General features: G+C 62.1%; 16 protein-coding genes and 1 tRNA gene. 3 read left to right on the forward strand and 14 right to left on the reverse strand.

Annotated features, from left to right (window positions below):
- Positions 1-18: 18 nt before the first annotated feature.
- On the reverse strand, positions 19-2,763 hold the full coding sequence (gene secA / locus ACFQNJ_RS09205) for a preprotein translocase subunit SecA (protein WP_382256353.1): 2,745 nt from the start codon (positions 2,761-2,763) through the stop codon (positions 19-21).
- Positions 2,764-2,933: 170 nt separating this feature from the next.
- Complete coding sequence (locus ACFQNJ_RS09210) at positions 2,934-3,884, reverse strand: M23 family metallopeptidase (protein ID WP_382256356.1); 951 nt, start codon at positions 3,882-3,884, stop codon at positions 2,934-2,936.
- Between the two features lie 50 nt (positions 3,885-3,934).
- On the opposite strand from ACFQNJ_RS09210, the gene ACFQNJ_RS09215 reads away from it, so the two are divergent.
- Positions 3,935-4,252, forward strand: a complete 318-nt coding sequence (locus ACFQNJ_RS09215; protein ID WP_382256358.1) for a DciA family protein — start codon at positions 3,935-3,937, stop codon at positions 4,250-4,252.
- Positions 4,253-4,291: 39 nt separating this feature from the next.
- On the opposite strand, the gene ACFQNJ_RS09220 is transcribed toward ACFQNJ_RS09215, so the two are convergent.
- From ACFQNJ_RS09220 to petA, 6 genes are all read right to left on the reverse strand, one after another.
- Positions 4,292-4,367 (reverse strand) — tRNA-Thr (locus ACFQNJ_RS09220).
- A 12-nt stretch (positions 4,368-4,379) separates the two neighbouring features.
- Positions 4,380-4,883, reverse strand: a complete 504-nt coding sequence (locus tag ACFQNJ_RS09225; RefSeq protein WP_382256361.1) for a ClpXP protease specificity-enhancing factor — start codon at positions 4,881-4,883, stop codon at positions 4,380-4,382.
- A gap of 52 nt (positions 4,884-4,935) precedes the next feature.
- Positions 4,936-5,547 (reverse strand): glutathione S-transferase N-terminal domain-containing protein, encoded by a 612-nt coding sequence (locus tag ACFQNJ_RS09230; RefSeq protein WP_374640163.1) that lies wholly within the window; start codon positions 5,545-5,547, stop codon positions 4,936-4,938.
- Between the two features lie 107 nt (positions 5,548-5,654).
- A complete protein-coding gene (locus ACFQNJ_RS09235; RefSeq protein WP_382256364.1) occupies positions 5,655-6,413 on the reverse strand; it encodes a cytochrome c1 in 759 nt (252 codons plus the stop codon).
- A gap of 32 nt (positions 6,414-6,445) precedes the next feature.
- Positions 6,446-7,858, reverse strand: coding sequence for a cytochrome b (locus ACFQNJ_RS09240; RefSeq protein ID WP_382256366.1), 1,413 nt, complete (start codon positions 7,856-7,858; stop codon positions 6,446-6,448).
- 29 nt (positions 7,859-7,887) lie between these two features.
- Positions 7,888-8,496, reverse strand: a complete 609-nt coding sequence (gene petA, locus ACFQNJ_RS09245) for a ubiquinol-cytochrome c reductase iron-sulfur subunit (protein ID WP_374640160.1) — start codon at positions 8,494-8,496, stop codon at positions 7,888-7,890.
- A 256-nt stretch (positions 8,497-8,752) separates the two neighbouring features.
- On the opposite strand from petA, the gene mscL reads away from it, so the two are divergent.
- Positions 8,753-9,181 carry a large conductance mechanosensitive channel protein MscL gene (mscL, locus tag ACFQNJ_RS09250; RefSeq protein WP_382256368.1) on the forward strand — a complete coding sequence of 143 codons (429 nt, stop codon included), beginning with the start codon at positions 8,753-8,755 and terminating at the stop codon, positions 9,179-9,181.
- A 14-nt stretch (positions 9,182-9,195) separates the two neighbouring features.
- On the opposite strand, the gene pdxA is transcribed toward mscL, so the two are convergent.
- From pdxA to ACFQNJ_RS09265, 3 genes are read right to left on the reverse strand one after another with little or no spacing between them, the layout of a single operon-like run.
- On the reverse strand, positions 9,196-10,233 hold the full coding sequence (gene pdxA / locus ACFQNJ_RS09255) for a 4-hydroxythreonine-4-phosphate dehydrogenase PdxA (RefSeq protein ID WP_382256370.1): 1,038 nt from the start codon (positions 10,231-10,233) through the stop codon (positions 9,196-9,198).
- 14 nt (positions 10,234-10,247) lie between these two features.
- A complete protein-coding gene (locus tag ACFQNJ_RS09260) occupies positions 10,248-11,024 on the reverse strand; it encodes a Nif3-like dinuclear metal center hexameric protein (RefSeq protein ID WP_382256373.1) in 777 nt (258 codons plus the stop codon).
- A gap of 25 nt (positions 11,025-11,049) precedes the next feature.
- Positions 11,050-11,319: a DUF3149 domain-containing protein gene (locus tag ACFQNJ_RS09265; RefSeq protein ID WP_374640156.1), complete on the reverse strand. Its 270-nt coding sequence runs from the start codon at positions 11,317-11,319 to the stop codon at positions 11,050-11,052.
- 33 nt (positions 11,320-11,352) lie between these two features.
- Here ACFQNJ_RS09265 and ACFQNJ_RS09270 point away from each other — a divergent pair, with 33 nt between their 5' ends.
- On the forward strand, positions 11,353-12,507 hold the full coding sequence (locus ACFQNJ_RS09270; RefSeq protein WP_382256375.1) for a trypsin-like peptidase domain-containing protein: 1,155 nt from the start codon (positions 11,353-11,355) through the stop codon (positions 12,505-12,507).
- Positions 12,508-12,574: 67 nt separating this feature from the next.
- On the opposite strand, the gene tatC is transcribed toward ACFQNJ_RS09270, so the two are convergent.
- From tatC to tatA, 3 genes are all read right to left on the reverse strand, one after another.
- Positions 12,575-13,351 carry a twin-arginine translocase subunit TatC gene (gene tatC / locus ACFQNJ_RS09275; RefSeq protein ID WP_374640154.1) on the reverse strand — a complete coding sequence of 259 codons (777 nt, stop codon included), beginning with the start codon at positions 13,349-13,351 and terminating at the stop codon, positions 12,575-12,577.
- Complete coding sequence (gene tatB / locus ACFQNJ_RS09280) at positions 13,351-13,854, reverse strand: Sec-independent protein translocase protein TatB (RefSeq protein ID WP_374640153.1); 504 nt, start codon at positions 13,852-13,854, stop codon at positions 13,351-13,353. Before tatB ends, tatC begins: the two co-directional genes overlap by 1 nt.
- A gap of 62 nt (positions 13,855-13,916) precedes the next feature.
- The gene (gene tatA, locus ACFQNJ_RS09285) at positions 13,917-14,156 is read right to left on the reverse strand and encodes a Sec-independent protein translocase subunit TatA (protein WP_382256378.1); all 240 of its coding nucleotides are present in this window, start codon (positions 14,154-14,156) and stop codon (positions 13,917-13,919) included.
- Between the last annotated feature and the right edge of the window lie 73 nt (positions 14,157-14,229).

A 14,229-nucleotide genomic window follows, 5' to 3' on the forward strand; every position in this document is an offset into this window, starting at 1 on the left:
ATCAGCGAGGCCGCAATCTCAGGTCAACTGTCCGTGGCAATGCTTGTACTTCTTGCCGCTGCCGCAAGGACAAGGATCATTGCGGCCCACGCGAGGGACGGCTGCAGCGACCGTGCTGGTATCCGTGACGCTCTCGGGCTCGCCCGTTTCTGTCGGCGCCGTGTAGGTGACATTGGCCAGTTGCTCCGCTTTGGCCTCCAGCTCCTGCGCAGCCTCGGTCACCTGCTCGGGCGACTGGATGCGCACGTTCATCAGGATGCGGGTGACGTCGTTGCGAACAGTGTCAAGCAACTGACCGAACAGCACAAACGCTTCGCGCTTGTATTCCTGCTTGGGCTGCTTCTGGGCATAGCCACGCAGGTGGATGCCCTGGCGCAGGTAGTCCAGCGCGGCGATGTGCTCGCGCCATTGGCTGTCGAGTGTCTGAAGCAGGACCACCCGCTCGAACTGCGTGAAGTTCTCCTCGCCAACCTGTGCCACCTTGGCTTCAAAAGCCTCACGTGCGGCACTCACCACTTTCTCAATGATGTCATCGACTTCAACACTGTCGGCGCTGGCGACCCAGGCCGCGACAGGCAGATCGACAGACCAGTCGTCCTTGAGGGCGCGTTCCAGACCTGGCAGATCCCACTGCTCCTCGACACTGCCGGGCGGCACGAACTGATGGACCAGATCGGCAAAACAGCCATCACGCAGATCACCGATCTGGGCCCGCAGGGACGCAGCATCGAGGATGTCGTTGCGCTGCTGGTAGATCACCTTGCGCTGGTCGTTGGCGACATCGTCGTATTCAAGCAGCTGCTTGCGGATGTCGAAGTTGCGCGCCTCCACCTTTCGCTGCGCACTCTCAATGCTGCGGGTCACCATTCCCGCTTCAATGGCTTCACCCTCGGGCATCTTCAGACGATCCATGATCGCGCGCACCCGGTCGCCCGCGAAAATCCGCATCAGGGAGTCGTCCAGGCTCAGGTAGAAGCGCGATGAGCCTGGATCGCCCTGGCGACCCGAGCGGCCGCGCAACTGGTTGTCGATGCGACGGGATTCGTGGCGCTCCGTGGCGATGATGCGCAGTCCTCCCAAGGCTTTGACCTTGTCGTGGTCAGCCTGCCACTGCTGCCGGACGGCCTGGATTCGCTGGGCCTTCTGCTCCTCGCCAAGGGAGGCATCGGCCTCGATGGCCGAGACCATCTTCTCCAGATTTCCCCCCAGAACAATATCGGTTCCGCGACCCGCCATGTTGGTGGCGATCGTGATCGCTCCCGGGCGCCCGGCCTGGACGATGATGTCGGCTTCCCTCGCGTGCTGCTTGGCGTTGAGCACCTCGTGAGGCAGCTTCTCGGCGATCAGCAGTTGGGAAATGATCTCGGAGTTCTCGATCGACGATGTACCCACCAGCACCGGCTGGCCACGCTCATGACATTCGCGGATGTCGGCAATGGCCGCGACGTACTTTTCCTTGGTGGTCTTGTAGACGCGGTCGAGCTCGTCCTTGCGCTGGCTCGGTCGATTGGGCGGAATGACCACCGTCTCCAGACCGTAGATTTCCTGGAACTCGTAGGCTTCGGTGTCGGCCGTGCCCGTCATGCCGGACAGCTTGGTGTACAGGCGGAAGTAGTTCTGGAAGGTGATGGATGCCAGCGTCTGGTTCTCTGGCTGGATCGCCACGCCCTCCTTGGCCTCCACCGCCTGGTGAAGACCATCGCTCCAGCGACGTCCCGACATCAGGCGGCCGGTGAACTCATCAACGATCACGATCTCACCGTCCTGAACCACGTAGTGCTGGTCACGGTGATAGAGGTGGTGAGCCTTCAGGGAAGTCACCAGGTTGTGGAGAAGGGCGATGTTCGACGGGTCGTACAGTGAGGCGCCTTCGGGCAGCAGGCCGGCCCGGGACAGCAAGCGTTCGGCGTTCTCATGCCCTTGCTCGGTCATGTGAATGGAATGCGCCTTTTCGTCGACGGTGAAGTCCCCCGGCTTGATCACCCCCTCACCGGTGCGGGGGTCGGCTTCTCCTTCCTGACGCACCAGATGGGGCACCAGTTGTTTGATGGCCAGGTACACCGGCGTCTGATCTTCGGCCTGACCGCTGATGATCAGCGGGGTACGCGCCTCATCGATCAGGATGGAGTCCACCTCGTCAACGATGGCGTAGTGAAGCGGCCGCTGGACGCGATCCGAGGCTTCGTACACCATGTTGTCACGCAGATAGTCGAAGCCGTACTCGTTGTTCGTGCCGTAGGTGATGTCGGCTCGGTAGGCTGCCTGCTTTTCCTCGCGCGCCATCTGCGCAAGATTGATACCCACCGACAGACCGAGGAAGTTGTAGAGACGGCCCATCCACTGGGCGTCGCGTGTCGCGAGGTAGTCGTTCACCGTCACCACGTGGACACCCCGACCGGCCAGCGCGTTCAGGTACACCGGCAAGGTGGCTGTCAGTGTCTTGCCTTCGCCGGTGCGCATTTCGGCCACCTTGCCACTGTGCAGGGCAATGCCGCCGATGAGCTGCACATCGAAGTGGCGCATCTTCATGACACGCTTGCTGGCCTCGCGCACGACGGCGAACGCCTCAGGCAACAAGGCATCCAGGGATTCCCCCTGAGTCAGCCGCTGCCTGAATCGCTCGGTCTGCGCCCGAAGCTCATCATCGGAGAGCTTCTCAAACTGGGGTTCGAGGCCATTGATACGGTCAACCGTCTTGCGGTAGGTCTTGAGCAAACGGTCGTTGCGGCTACCAAAAATTTTGGTGAGGAAGTTCGTGGCCATATGGGGAGCGGTCACTGCACCATCAACATGCTGGGCGCAGGATCCACATCGGAATAGAGGAATCGGACAGGGGATAGGTCAACGCTCCACATCCGCCCGCAGACGGGCGGAATGCGGGCGCCACCCCGGAAGGTTGCCGGCCATTTTACAGATGGCCAGCAGCGGCGCTGTCAGCGGACGGGAGGCGCCTGGCGTCCCGGCAGAAGGCCAGCGAGGCTCTCGCCGGCACTCAGGAACCGGCGGGGATCCTGCGGCACACCGGAGACGAGCACCTCAAAGTGAAGGTGAGGCCCAGTCGAACGACCCGTGCTGCCCACATCGGCGATGTGCTGGCCGCGCTTGACGAGATCGCCTTTTTTGGTCAGCACACGCGAGGCGTGGGCATAACGGGTGATCAGATCGTTGCCGTGATCGATCTCGACCATGTTTCCGTAGGCGGGGTGGTACTCCTGAACCACCACCACGCCGCCGGCGGCCGCCAGGATCGGCGTGCCCGTGTCGGCGGGGAAATCCAGGCCCGTGTGCAATGCGGCCCGACCGGTAATGGGATCAATGCGGAAACCAAACGGCGATCCGACGTTCCCATTGGTCACCGGCTCCTGCGTGGGGACCATGCTGCGCTGGATCTTCTGGTCGAACAGGCGAGATTCGACCGCCGTCAACCAGTCGATGCTGGTGCCTGCCGTCGACTCGAGATTGGCCATGGCCAACTGGAACTCTTCCGGCGTCAGCGGTTTGGATCCGATCAACGCTCCGCCTGAGGCAGGTGGTGTACGGAACTCGGCCGGATCGAATCCCGCCAAGCCCGCCACACGCTCGCCAAGCGACTCGATCTGGACCATGCGTGCCTGCATCTCACCCAGCTTGCGGGCCATCGCATCCAGGTTGTCGCGCATGTACAACTTGTTGGCGTCGAGCTCTCCCTGAGAGACCAGCCTGGCCATGGAGCTGAAACCAGGCCAGCCCTGACGCACACCCTCCAGAAACACCCAGTGGTAAGTGGCGACAGCCCCCAGCATCAACAGCCCTGAGCCCGCCAGGGCCATCAGAATCAGCTTGAATCCGTTGAGATGCAAGGCGCGGCTGCGCGCCAGCCAAGCGTCCGTGATAATGATGTGCACGCCTTACATCCTTCCTTGCACCCGCAGGCTCACCTGCAATGTATCAGCCCATGAGTCCCGTTGTCCGTCGCCAGACGCTGTGGTCCCTGAAGCAGGCCGCCGAAGAGGCTCCCTCGCTGGCCGCTCTACAGGCGCGCATTCGCGCCTCTGCTGCGTGCCTCGAAGCTGTCAACCCCCTCATCCCGATCCCGCTGCGGGGACTCGTGCAATCGGGCCCGCTTGAAAACGGAGAATGGTGCCTGCTGGTCAAATCGTCCGCGGCGGCCACCAAACTCCGGCAACTGCTCCCGACGATGGTCAAGGAGCTCACCCGCAAAGGGCACGAGGTTACCGGCATTCGGATCAAGATCCAAGCCCTCGGACGATGAGCGGTGAAACGACCTGCGGTGCGGTCGTTTCATCAAAGGTGGTGCCGCTTGTCTGACTCGAACAGACGACCTATCGCTTACAAGGCGAGTGCTCTACCAACTGAGCTAAAGCGGCAACGGCTGAATTCTACTTGACGCGCTTGAGGGCAGGTCGTGGGCCCTTCGGACCTTGCGGGCCACCACCCTCGCCATCCGCTGCCTGACCTGGGGCTGCGGAGTCGTCGGTCGACACCGCTCGCAAGGCGGGTCCGGCATGACGCTCAGCATCTGCCTGGGGTGCATCTGGAGCATCGGCAGCCGGAGCCTGAGGCGCAGGAAAGGCCATGCCCTGCCCGTTCTCCCGCGCGTAGATGGCCACCACATGACTCACGGGCACCAGGATCTCTCGCGCCACCCCGCCGAAACGCGCCTTGAACTCGATCCAGTCGTTGCCCAACTTCAGGCCGCTGGTGGCATCCAGACTGACGTTCAGGACGATTTCGCCGTTGTTCACGTACTCGGAAGGCACCTGCACCGAGCGGTCGACGTGCACCGCCATGTACGGTGAAAAACCGTTGTCCGTGCACCACTCGTGCATGGCACGAATGAGATACGGGCGGGTGGAGGGCAGGTCTCGGTCTTGGGGATTCATTCGAAGAACCATCTGGCCGCCACGACAGGCAAGTCATGGCGGCAAGCCGGGATCATTTGCGCATGACCTTCTCGGACGGCGTCAGCGCTTCAATGTAGGCGGGGCGAGAGAAGATGCGCTCAGCGTACTTGAGCAACGGGGCAGCGTTCTTGCTGAGCTCGATGCCGTAGAAGTCCAGGCGCCACAGCAGGGGCGCAATGGCGACATCCAGCATGGAGAAGTTGTCCCCCAGCATGAACTTGTTCTTGAGGAACACAGGAGCCAGCTGGGTCAGGCGGTCGCGGATGTGCGATCGCGCCTTCTCCAGTGCTTTCTCATTGGCCTTCGATGCGCGGTTCTCGAGCACCGACACATGGGTGAACAGTTCCTTCTCGAAGTTCAGCAGGAACAGCCGCACACGGGCACGGTCCACCGGATCACCAGGCATGAGTTGCGGGTGAGGGAACCGCTCGTCAATGTACTCGTTGATGATGTTGGACTCGTACAGGATCAGGTCGCGCTCGACCAGGATAGGAACCTGCCCGTACGGGTTCATCACACTGATGTCTTCCGGCTTGTTGTAAAGGTCGACGTCACGGATCTCGAAATCCATGCCTTTCTCGAACAGCACGAACCGGCAACGGTGGGAATAGGGGCAGGTCGTGCCCGAGTACAGGACCATCATGAGGGGAGCTCCTTAATGCAAAAACAGTGGAGGACCTGAACGCACGACGGCGAGGTCCTGCCACTGCACAGGTCGGCGGTCACAGGAACGCGCCGACGGGTATGGACTTACTTGACGTCTTTCCAGTAAGAGGCGTTCAGACGCCAGGCAACCACGGTAAATGCCGCAAGGAACAGCATCACCCAGACACCGAGACGGACGCGCGTGTTCTGTGCCGGCTCACCCATCCACTGCAGATAGGCCACCAGATCACCCACGTTCTGGTCAAACTCGGCCTGATTCATGGTACCGGGCTTGACCTGTTCCCAGCCCTTGAGGACTTCCACTTCGTGACCATGACTGGTCACCTTCTGCATGACCGGCTTCTGTTCACCCTGCAGTTGCCACAGCGGATTGGGCATGCCCACGTTGGGGAAAGCCATGTTGTTCCAGCCGGTTGGCTTGGCTTCATCCCGATAGTAGGTGCGCAGGAAGGTGTACAGGTAATCGGCACCGGTGTAGCCCTTGCCTGCGCGCGAGCGAGCGATCACCGTGAGATCGGGCGGGTTGGCACCGAACCAGGCCTTGGCCTGCTTGGGATCAATGGCCGCCTTCATGGTGTCACCGATCTTCTCGGTGGTGAAGGTCAGGTTTTCGGCAATCTGCTTGTCGGTCAGACCGATGTCACGCAGGCGGTTGTACCGCATGAAGGCCGCCGAATGGCAGCTCAGGCAGTAGTTGACGAACAGCTTGGCACCATTCTGCAGGGCCGCCATGTCATTGGTGCGGTTGGGCGCCTTGTCCATGGGAATACCAGGACCACCAGCCGCCAGCACCGAAGCCGACAGGCCGAGCGAGAGCGCGAAACCCAGAAGGATCTTTTTCATTTGCATGTTTCTCCGCAAGTTGCTGCCGGGTTTCAGTGGGGTTTGAAGGTCACTCTGGCAGGCACGGGCTTGAACTCACCCAGACGCGACCACCACGGCATCAGCAGGAAGAAGCCAAAGTAGAACAGCGTGCCGACCTGTGAGACGCGCTCACCGATGGGGGACGGCGGCAGGATACCCAGGTAGCCCAGGATCAGGAAGTTGATCACGAACACGGCGTACAGCCACTTGTTCCAGCTCGGGCGGTAGCGGATGGACTTGACCGGGCTGTTGTCCAGCCAGGGCAGGAAGAACAGGATGATCACGGCGCCGCCCATGGCGACCACACCCCAGAACTTGGCGTCGATGGCCAGCATCAGGGCAGAGACCACGACGGCGCCACCCACGATCACCAGCTTGAAGAAAGCGCCTACCTTGGCCTTGAGCACACCCAGGATGGCACCCAGGATCACACAGGCGATGAGCACGTACATCATCTCGGTGGTGATGGCACGCAGCATCGAATAGAACGGCGTGAAGTACCAGACCGGGGCGATGTGAAGCGGCGTGACCAGCGGATCGGCCGGGATGAAGTTGTTGTACTCGAGGAAGTAGCCGCCGAACTCGGGCGCAAAGAACACGATGGCCGAGAACACCATCAGGAACAGCGAGACGCCAAACACGTCATGCACGCTGTAGTAGGGATGGAAGGGAACACCGTCGGCCGGCGCATTCTTGGACCAGCGGTTGCCCTTGGGGCCTGCCTTGATCTCGACGCCGTCCGGGTTGTTGGAACCCACTTCGTGCAGGGCGATGATGTGCGCCACCACCAGACCCAGCAGCACCAGCGGCACAGCGATCACGTGGAAGCTGAAGAAGCGGTTGAGCGTGGCATCACCGACGACGAAGTCACCGCGGATCAGCAGAGCCAGGTCAGGACCGACGAACGGAATGGCCGAGAACAGGTTCACGATCACCTGGGCACCCCAGTAGGACATCTGGCCCCAGGGCAGCAGGTAGCCCATGAAGGCTTCGGCCATCAGCACCAGGAAAATGGCACAACCGAACACCCACACCAGTTCACGCGGCTTGCGGTAGGAACCGTAGATCAGACCCCGGTACATGTGGAGGTACACCACCACGAAGAATGCCGAGGCACCCGTGGAGTGCATGTAGCGGATCAGCCAGCCCCAAGGCACATCGCGCATGATGTACTCGACCGAGGCGAACGCCAGATTGGCGTCGGGCTTGTAGTGCATGACCAGGAAAATGCCGGTGACGATCTGGATCACCAGCACCAGCAGGGCCAGCGAACCGAAGATGTACCACCAGTTGAAGTTCTTGGGCGCGTAGTACTCCGCCATGTGCTCGTTGAACAGCTTGGACAACGGGAAACGGTTGTCCACCCAGTTCAGCAGCTTTTGGCCCGCGGGAGCGTCGGGAGAGATTTCTTTGAATTCAGCCATGGATTGCCTCTGTGGTCAGTTCAGCCTGCTCAGGCCTTCTTCTCTTCACCGATCAGGACCGTGGTCTCGGAGGTGTAGTAGTGCGGCGGAATTTCCAGGTTGTCCGGCGCCGGCTTGTTCTTGAACACGCGGCCGGCAACGTCGAAGGTCGAACCGTGGCAAGCGCACAGGAAACCGCCCTGCCAGTTGTCGGGCAGCGAAGGCTGGGGGCCGGGCGTCAGCTTGTCCCCGGGCGAGCAGCCCAGATGGGTGCAGATGCCCACAGCCACCAGGATTTCCGGCTTGATGGACCGATGGCGGTTCTTGGCGTATTCCGGCGTCGGATAGGCCTTGCGATCGGAATTCGGATCGGCCAGATCGGCCTCGATCTTCTCGAGGGCAGCCAATTGCTCGGGCGTGCGGCGCATGACCCACACGGGCTTGCCCCGCCACTCCACCACCACTTTCTCGCCGGGAGGGATGGCCGACACATCCACTTCGATGGCAGCACCGGCGGCCTTGGCCCGCTCCGAAGGTTGGAAAGTGCTCACGAACGGGACGGCGACGGCTGCCGCTCCCACGCCGCCCATGGCGCAGGAGGTGATCAGCCAGGTCCGACGACTGCTGTCCACAGTCGAATCGACGGTTGCTTCACTCATGGGGATCTTTCAAAGACGTTTCGAAACGGGAATTAGGGTCAACCCGTGATTCTACCGGACCTGTCAAGGGCCTCTGTCGCATTCCAAAGCAGCCCAGTGCATTAATGGCGCGACAGCAACCGGCAATCGGTCACGCTCCAGGAATCACCACCTCAGGGCTCGCAAAGTAATACCATGGTGCTCGGTGACAATCGCGCCGGGCTTCTGGCAGCGAGGACGCGCTGGAAGCATCCCAAACAACCTCAGGAGAGCACACATGGGCATGATGCAGGAGTTCAAGGAATTTGCCGTCAAGGGCAATGTCATCGATCTGGCGGTCGGCGTGATCATCGGCGGGGCATTCGGCAAGATCGTCGGCTCGCTGGTCGACGATGTCATCATGCCGGTGGTCGGTTCGGTGTTCGGCAAGCTGGATTTCTCCAACCTGTTCATCACCCTGGGCGCCGCCCCGGAAGGCACAGCCAGAACGCTGGCCGCCATGAAGGAAGCGGGCGTACCGGTCCTGGCCTACGGCAACTTCATTTCTGTCGGTATCAATTTCCTGATCCTGGCCTTCGTGATCTTCCTGATGGTCAAGCAGATCAACCGCCTCAAGCGCCAGGAGCCCGCTGCCCCACCGGCCCCACCCACGACACCGGAAGACGTTCTGCTGCTGAGGGAAATCAGGGACAGCTTGCGCAAATGACGGGCTGAGCGCCCTCAGGGAGGTGCTGTCATGTCCAAGGCGGCATCCCAGGCGGCCACCAGACTGGACGGATCTGCCCTGCCCGTACCCGCCAGATCGAAAGCCGTGCCATGGTCGGGGCTGGTGCGCACAAACGGCAAGCCCAACGTCGTGTTGACGCCGTGCTCCAGCCCGAGCAACTTCACCGGAATGAGTCCCTGGTCGTGGTACATCGCTACGACCACATCGAAGGCTCCCTGGCGTGCGCGCATGAACACCGTATCGGGCGGATGCGGCCCTGAGACATCAATGCCCTCTGCCCGCGCTGCCTCCACCGCAGGCGCAATGACTCGCAACTCTTCGGTGCCGAACAAGCCGCCTTCCCCTGCGTGGGGATTGAGCCCCGCGACTCCGATGCGGGGGCGCTCACCGCCACGAACGCGCAGGCACCGATCGGTGATGCGAATGGTTTCGAGAACCCGGTCGGTGGTGACCAAGTCGATGGCCTTTTGCAAGGCGACATGGATGCTGACCAGCACGGTGCGCAGTCCGGGGCAACTCAGCATCATGCGCACCGGCACCTGGTCGATGCGGCACCCCAGGTGATCGGCGGCGAGCGCCTGCAGGTACTCGGTGTGCCCCGGGTGATCGATGCCGGCAGCCGCCAGCGCCTCCTTGTGAATGGGGGCGGTGATCATGCCCCTGCTCCAACCGGACAACACCCGCCGGGCCGCCGCCGCGATCGCATCGGCCGCGAGTTGTCCCGCACCCGCACTGATCCGCCCCATGGGCGGCAAGTCGGTCGCCGGCGAACCCGTCTGCACGACGCGGAGCACCCCGTTTTCCCCGCCGTCCCAACTACCTTCACCAACCCACTCCTGCAAAACGGGCAGAGACAGGTCTGTCTGTGAAACCAGCCGCTCCCTGGCCGCCTGCAGGACCGCCCAGTCACCGACCACCAGAACATCCGACAAGCGCTCCGGATGCCGGGCCGCAGCACTCAGGATGATCTCCGGACCGATACCGGCGGGATCGCCCATGCTGATGAGCAAGGGAGGACAGATGTTGTTCATCCTGAGGGCGCCCGTCAGGCGGGATTCGGTATCTCGATGAATTGGTGCTCCAGCCCCAGCAGGGCTGCCACATGCGCACCCACCGCTGGAGCGCCAAAGCGTTCGGTGGCGTGATGACCACAGGCCAGGTAGCCGACACCGCACTCTTGCGCCAGATGCGCCTGGGGTTCCGAGATCTCTCCGGTGACGAACACATCCGCACCGGCGGCAATGGCTGCCTCGAAGTAGGACTGAGCCCCACCCGTGCACAACGCGATCCGCCGCACAGGGCGTTGTGCATCGCCGACGAGTGTCACCGGGCGCCCCAGAAGCAACTCGATGTCACTCGCCATGTCCGCCATGGAGGCCCATGGGCGCTCGCCGATGAACCCAAGGGACTGCTCACCAAAACGACCTTCCGGCCCGTCAGGCACCACCACACCCAGGCGGTCAGCAAGCTGGGCGTTGTTGCCCAACCGGGGATGCGCGTCCAGCGGCAGGTGATAGGCCAGCAGGTTGATGTCGTGGGCCAGCAGCCGGGACAGGCGCTGCTTCATCCAGCCTGTCACTCGCCCATCCTGACCGCGCCAGAAAAGGCCGTGGTGCACCAGGATGGCATCGGCACGGGCAGCGATCGCCGCATCAATCAAGGCCAGACTGGCGGTCACGCCGGAAACCAGGCGACGTATCTCTGCCTTGCCCTCCACTTGCAGACCATTGGGTCCGTAGTCTCGAAAAAGTGATGGCTCAAGCAGTTGATCCAATGTGGTGCACAACTGCTGACGGGTGACGACGCCGGATGAAGAACTCATCCCGGCATTTTGACACCCCGACGCCTCAGCGACGCTGCTGCGCTTCCGACTCCAGCATCTTGCGATTGAAGAAACGGTAGAACCAGACCGCCATCACGATGATGAAGGCCAGAACGCCGACGCTGAACAGACCATAGTCGGTCGAGAAAAGATCCACCATTGCTTTCATATGCTTCCTCCGGTCGTTGTTGACTGCGAGTGATTCGACCCCGGATGCGACAACACCGCATTGACCTGCGTCAACCGGCTTGAAGTCCACGGGCAGCGTCACCAAATCACCGACAATCTCAGACACAACGGGCATTGGTGCCCATTCGCGACCGGCATCATGAAAAGACTCTGGCTCCTGTTTGCCCAAACCGTCACCATTCTGGTGGCTGCCTACTTCGTGGTGGCCACTCTCAAGCCAGGCTGGCTGGACCGCCGACCATCTCTGCCGATGGTGGTGCCCGTGATCGAAGCACCCAGCACGGGCGGCACGCCTGCGGCCGCTCCCGGCAGCCTGCGTGCGGCTGCCCAGGCCGCTTCACCCGCGGTGGTCAGCATCAACACCAGCAAGACGGCCGAAGCCCCCCAAGGCATCAATGACCCCTGGTTCCGCTTCTTCTTCGGTGACCAGGGGTCTGCCCAGCAGCAGTCGGGCCTCGGCTCCGGCGTGATCGTGAGTCCTGCCGGATACATTCTGACCAACAACCATGTGATCGAGGAAGCCGATGAAATCGAGGTGGTGCTCGTCGACGGCCGGCGCACGGTGGCACAGGTGATCGGCACGGACCCGGAAACGGACCTGGCGATCCTGAAGATCGCGCTCGACAACCTGCCCGTGATCACCCTGGGGGACTCCGACGCACTGGCGATCGGCGATCAGGTGCTGGCCATCGGCAACCCGTTTGGCGTTGGTCAGACGGTCACCAGCGGCATCGTCAGCGCGCTCGGTCGCACCCAGCTGGGCATCAACACCTTCGAGAACTTCATCCAGACCGATGCGGCGATCAACCCCGGGAACTCTGGCGGCGCGCTGGTGGACATAAACGGCCGATTGATGGGCATCAACACAGCCATCTATTCCCGCTCGGGCGGATCGATGGGCATCGGGTTTGCCATCCCGACGTCCACCGCACGCAGCGTGATGGAGGCCATCGTGCGCGATGGACAGGTGACACGGGGATGGATCGGGGTCGAGCCCCAGGACCTGACGCCCGAGCTGGCCGAAAGCTTTGGTCTGGGGCAAAACGGTGGGGTGATCATCACTGGCGTGCTCCAGAACGGGCCAGCGTCAGTGGCGGGTATCCGGCCGGGTGATGTCATCACGCAGGTTGGCGATCGCACCGTCACCAACGTGCCGCAACTGCTGTCAGCGGTCGCGGCACTGCCCCCCGGCAAGCCCGCCACCGTGGTGTTGCTGCGCAAGGCGGGTTCACAGACCGTGGAAGTGGTGCCAGGACGTCGGACCCCTCAACGCCTGCAGTCCCAAGCAAGATAACGGCAGATCACCATCGCGGCACCGTCGGGCCGGCAACCACCACCGGATGTGATTCGCAGGAGAAGATTCAGGCTTCTTCCTGCGCCTGCGGAGCCGGCTTGACAAACCACCGCGCACCCCAGATGCCCAGCTCATAGAGCAGGCACATCGGAATGGCGAGTGCCAGCTGGGAAATGACATCGGGCGGCGTCACGATGGCAGCGATGATGAAGGCCACCACGATGAAGTAGCCCCGGAATTCCTTGAGCTTCTCGATGGTGACCATGTTCATCTTCACCAGGAGCACCACCACGACGGGGACCTGGAAAGCCAGCCCGAAGGCCAGATAGAGGGACAGGATGGCCTCGACATACGAGGCAATGTCGGGCGTGGCCGCCACACTGGCTGGCGTGAAGTTCTGGATGAATCCGAACATCTTGTCCAGCACGAAAAACTGGACGAAGGCGATACCAATGTAGGCCAGAACGCTTCCCAGGACAATCAAAGGAACGGCGAACCGCTTCTCGTGGCTGTACAAACCGGGTGCAACGAACGCCCAGATCTGGTACATCCACCAGGGAAGCGACAGCAACAGGGCCGCCATGGCCAGGACCTTCAGCGGCACGAAAAACGGCGAGAACACGCCCACGGCGATGAGCTTGGCATCGGGCGGCATGTGGGCCCTGATCGGCACCGCAATGAGGTCGATCAGACCGCTGGGGCCCGGCCAGATGGCCAGAACGCCCATGCACACCCCCAAGCCCACCATGGCGTACAGAAGCCGGTCCCGCAACTCCATGAGATGCTGGACGAACGGTTGCTCCGTGCCGGCGAGTTCGTCGTCAGGTTGTTTGGAAGAGGTCATCAGCGCACTGTCGGATTGGATCGCGGGCGAAAACGGGCCACACGGGCCGCACCCGACTGGGCCCTGGTACGCACACCTGCACGGGCCTTGTACCACTGGGGCATGGCGCCCTGCTTGACGCGCCAGTTCTTTTTGGGATGCCGGTAGACGGGGTAAAGGTCAGTGCCGATTCGGTTGAGGGCATCCGAGTTGTCCGAAGACGCCTCGGCGGAGCCCTCAAGGCCCGCGGTGGCCTCTTGCCAGGACTTCTCGAAGTCGGATGCACCGCTCTGGATGGAGGACTCGACGTCCTTGGCGGCCGACTCCACCGACTCCTTCATCTTCCGAAGCTCGTCGAGCTCCATGGACCGGTTGACTTCCGCCTTGACGTCCGCCACATAGCGCTGGGCTTTGCCCAGCAGGGTTCCCACGGTTCTGGCCACGCGCGGCAACTTCTCGGGGCCGATGACGACCAGCGCCACCGCCCCGATCAGGGCGAGCTTGGAAATGCCCAGATCGATCATGTCAGGCAGGTCAGAAGGTTAGAGGCCGCCGGACGAGAAGTCCAGGGCCACAGGGCGACGCTTCAGCTTTTTTGCTTTGCTTCGACGTCGATGGTGGTCTGCTCAGCCTTGGCGGCCTGGGTGACCTGGGGGTTGGCGGGCGGAGCAGATGCCGCGTCAGCACCACCGTCCTTCATGCCGTCCTTGAAACCCTTGACAGCCCCACCGAGATCAGACCCAAGGTTCTTCAGCTTTTTGGTGCCGAACACCATCACGACGATCAGCAGCACGATGAGCCAGTGCCAAATCGAGAAACTTCCCATACGATTCTCCAGTATCTGAAATGGCGACCAGCGCCTTGGTGTTGGATTCTACGCCGGCACAGGGGTTCAATGC

The organism is Hydrogenophaga bisanensis (genome assembly GCF_042665135.1).
Lineage (GTDB): Bacteria > Pseudomonadota > Gammaproteobacteria > Burkholderiales > Burkholderiaceae_C > Hydrogenophaga > Hydrogenophaga bisanensis.